The organism is Plasticicumulans sp. (genome assembly GCF_035331805.1).
GTDB lineage: Bacteria > Pseudomonadota > Gammaproteobacteria > Competibacterales > Competibacteraceae > Plasticicumulans.
In genome coordinates, this window is record NZ_DAOLKE010000389.1 from 1 (window position 1) to 3,065 (window position 3,065).

The following is a 3,065-nucleotide window of genomic DNA, read 5'->3' on the forward strand; positions in this document are numbered from 1 at the left end:
GGCGCGTTCTCGGGCAAGGACCCGTCCAAGGTCGACCGCTCGGCCGCCTACGCCGGGCGCTACGTCGCGAAGAACATCGTCGCCGCCGGCCTCGCCGAGAAGTGCGAGATCCAGGTCAGCTACGCGATCGGCGTCGCGCAGCCGACCTCGATCTCGGTGACGACCTTCGGCACCGGCAAGGTCAGCGATGCGCGCATCGTCGAGCTCGTGCGCGAGTACTTCGACCTGCGCCCGTACGCGATCACGAAGATGCTCGACCTGCTGCACCCGATGTATCAGGCCACCGCCGCCTACGGCCACTTCGGGCGCACGCCGTACGAGATGACCTGGAGCGACAAGGAGCTCACGCGGACCTTCACGGCCTTCCCGTGGGAGAAGACCGACCGCGCCGCGGCGCTGCGGGATGCCGCCGGGCTGTAAGCCTCCGCCGATACCACACCGGGGCCGCGCAAGCGGCCCCGGTCTTTTCTGCAGCTGGCCGGTGGCGCTGGCACTGCTGCTCGCCGGCTGCGTCGCCTCGCGCCCGGAGCTATTCCCGCCGCCCGCCGGCGCGCCGACCGTGGCGATCCGCCTCGTCAGCCACGGCTGGCACACCGGTCTCGTGCTGCCGCGCGCGGCGCTCACCGGCCGGCTGCCGGCGCTCGCCGGGCAGTTCGTGCAGGCCGAATGGCTGGAGATCGGCTGGGGCGATCTCGGCTTCTACACGGCGCCGGATCAGCAGATCACCTCGGGCCTGACGCTGCAGGCGCTGTTCGCGTCGCGCGGCTCGGTGCTGCACGTCGTCGGCCTCAACGGCCCGCCGGAGCAGGCCTTCCCGCATTCCGACGTGCAGCCGGTCGTGCTCGGCGAGGCCGGCTTCGCGGCGCTCGCCGATGGCATCGAGGCGAGCTTCGCCGCCTCGCCGGCCGTGGCGCTCGGCCCCGGCCTGTACGGCGACAGCCGCTTCTACGCAGCGCGCGGCCATTACTGGGCGCTGCACACCTGCAACACCTGGACGGCCGAACGCCTGCTCGACGCCGGCTGTCCGGTCACGCCGTTCTGGGCGCTCGGCGCCGGCAACACGATGTGGCAGGCGCGGCGTCACTGCGCCGTGAACGCCGCGGACTGAACGGCGCCCCCGGCCGCACGGCAAGCCACGCCCCACGCAACCGGAGCCGCGCCGTTCGCGCAAGCCGGCCTCAGTGCTGGCGATACGGTTCCAGCGCCCGCACCAGCACCTCCGGCAGCCCGGTCGGCACGTGCCGGCCGTCTTCGGCGCAGCGCAGGCAGGCGATCTGCTGCTCACCCTGCGCAACCAGGGATTCGGCGCCCTCGCGCACGCGCCAGTACTCGAAGAGCATCGTCACGCGCCCCTGACCGATCTCCCCGGCGCGCATGCGCACGATGATCTCGTCGAAGGCGTACAGCTCGTCGAAGTACTCGCAGGCGACGCGCGTCGTGACCAGCACCAGGCCGCGCGCGACCTCGTCGAGCAGTTGCGGGGCGTGCGCGTGCAGGAACAGCTCGCGGCAGCGCCCCTGCCAGCGCACGTGGTTGGCGTAGTAGACGTTGCCGACCAGGTTGGTCTCCTCGAAGGTGACGACGTGGCGCATCTCGAAGGCGGGGGACGCGGGCATCGGCAAGGCTCCTCAGGTTTCGAGTTCGGCGAGGATGCGCTGCATCGCCGGCAGCGCCGCCGCGAGCGGCCGCGGGCGCGGCGCATCGAGCGGCAGCTCGCAGCGTACACGTGCCGGGCGCGGCGACAGCACGATCACGCGATCGGCGAGCGTCACGGCCTCCTCGATGTCGTGCGTGACCAGCACGACGGCGCGCGGCTGCAGCGCCAGCAGCCGCATCAGCTCGGCGTGGATGCGCCGGCGCGTCAGCCAGTCGAGCGCGGCGAAGGGCTCGTCGAGCAGCAGCAGGCCGGCCGGGCTCGCCAGCACGCGCGCGAGTTCGACGCGCCGGCGCATGCCGCCGGAGAGCTGGTGCGGGTAGTAGCCGGCGAAGGCTTCGAGGCCGGCGAGGCGCAGCCAGCCGGACAGGCGCGGATCGGCCTCGTCCTTGCTGCCGAGCCCGAGCGCGATGTTGCCGGCCGCGGTCAGCCACGGCAGCAGGCCGTCCTGCTGGTGGACCATGCGCGTGGCCACCGGCCGGTGCAGCTCGCCGGCCTGCGGTTCGGCGAAACCGGCGAGCAGGTTCAGCAGCGTGCTCTTGCCGCAGCCCGAAGGCCCGACCACGGCGACGAACTCGCCCGGAAGCACCGTCAGCCAGAGCTCGTCGAGCACCGGCAGGCCGGCATAGCCCTGCACGATGCCGCGCAGTGCGCAGACCTCAGCCCCCATGACCCCACCTCACGCCCGGCAGCCGCGTCAGGCGCCCGAGCAGCGCATCGAGCACGACGCCGATCGTGCCGATCGCCGCCATGCGCGCCACCAGCAGGTCGGCGCGCAGGCCGTTGCGTGCATCCCAGATCGCGAAGCCGAGGCCGTCGCGCCCGGCGACCATCTCGGCGGCGACCACGACCAGCCACGCGAGCCCGACCGTCACGCGCAGCGCCGTGATCAGCTGCGGCAGGATCGCCGGCAGCGTCACGTGCGCGAGCAGCCGCGGTCCGCGCAGGCCGTATTCACGCCCGACGCGCAGCCAGATCGGCGGCACGTTGGCGACCGCGCCCATCACCGCGAGCACCAGCGGGAAGAAGGTCGCCATGAAGATCAGGAACACGACCGGCACGTCGCCGATGCCGAACCACAGGATCGCGAACGGAATCCACGCGAGCGGCGACAGCGCCCGGAAGAAGTTCACGCCCGGCAGCAGCGCGGCCCGCGCGAGCGGTGCATGCCCGAGCACGAGTCCGCAGGGCACGCCGAGTGCGCAGGCGAGCCCGTAGCCGAGCATCACGCGGTACAGCGACGCGACCACGTCGGTCGCGAGCCGCCCGGAGGCCAGATCCTCGCCGAGCCCCGCCAGCACCTGCGCCGGCGACGGCAGCACGTAGTCGGCCCAGCCGCCCCAGCGCGCCAGCGCCGACCAGAGCAGGCGCGCGAGCAGCGCGACCGCGACCGCCGGCAGGCCGGGCACCC

General features: G+C 73.1%; 5 protein-coding genes. 2 read left to right on the forward strand and 3 right to left on the reverse strand.

The window, feature by feature from the left end:
• A partial coding sequence (locus PKE44_RS17285; protein ID WP_324553747.1) for a methionine adenosyltransferase occupies positions 1-420 on the forward strand: 420 nt, incomplete at its 5' end.
• Positions 421-481: 61 nt separating this feature from the next.
• Complete coding sequence (locus PKE44_RS17290; RefSeq protein WP_324553749.1) at positions 482-1,108, forward strand: DUF2459 domain-containing protein; 627 nt, start codon at positions 482-484, stop codon at positions 1,106-1,108.
• A gap of 70 nt (positions 1,109-1,178) precedes the next feature.
• Here the strand turns inward: PKE44_RS17290 and PKE44_RS17295 are convergent, their stop codons facing one another.
• From PKE44_RS17295 to PKE44_RS17305, 3 genes are all read right to left on the reverse strand, one after another.
• The gene (locus PKE44_RS17295) at positions 1,179-1,616 is read right to left on the reverse strand and encodes an acyl-CoA thioesterase (RefSeq protein WP_324553750.1); all 438 of its coding nucleotides are present in this window, start codon (positions 1,614-1,616) and stop codon (positions 1,179-1,181) included.
• A gap of 12 nt (positions 1,617-1,628) precedes the next feature.
• Positions 1,629-2,324 (reverse strand): ATP-binding cassette domain-containing protein, encoded by a 696-nt coding sequence (locus tag PKE44_RS17300; RefSeq protein WP_324553752.1) that lies wholly within the window; start codon positions 2,322-2,324, stop codon positions 1,629-1,631.
• Positions 2,314-3,065: ABC transporter permease (locus tag PKE44_RS17305; RefSeq protein WP_324553754.1), on the reverse strand; the 752-nt coding region annotated here is incomplete at its 5' end. The genes PKE44_RS17300 and PKE44_RS17305, both read right to left, overlap by 11 nt.

Excerpts from the sequence above, each read along its gene's own strand:
- PKE44_RS17295 (WP_324553750.1), bottom strand. The coding sequence starts at position 1,616 with ATGCCCGCGTCCCCCGCCTTCGAGATGCGCCACGTCGTCACCTTCGAG.
- PKE44_RS17300 (WP_324553752.1), bottom strand. The coding sequence starts at position 2,324 with ATGGGGGCTGAGGTCTGCGCACTGCGCGGCATCGTGCAGGGCTATGCC.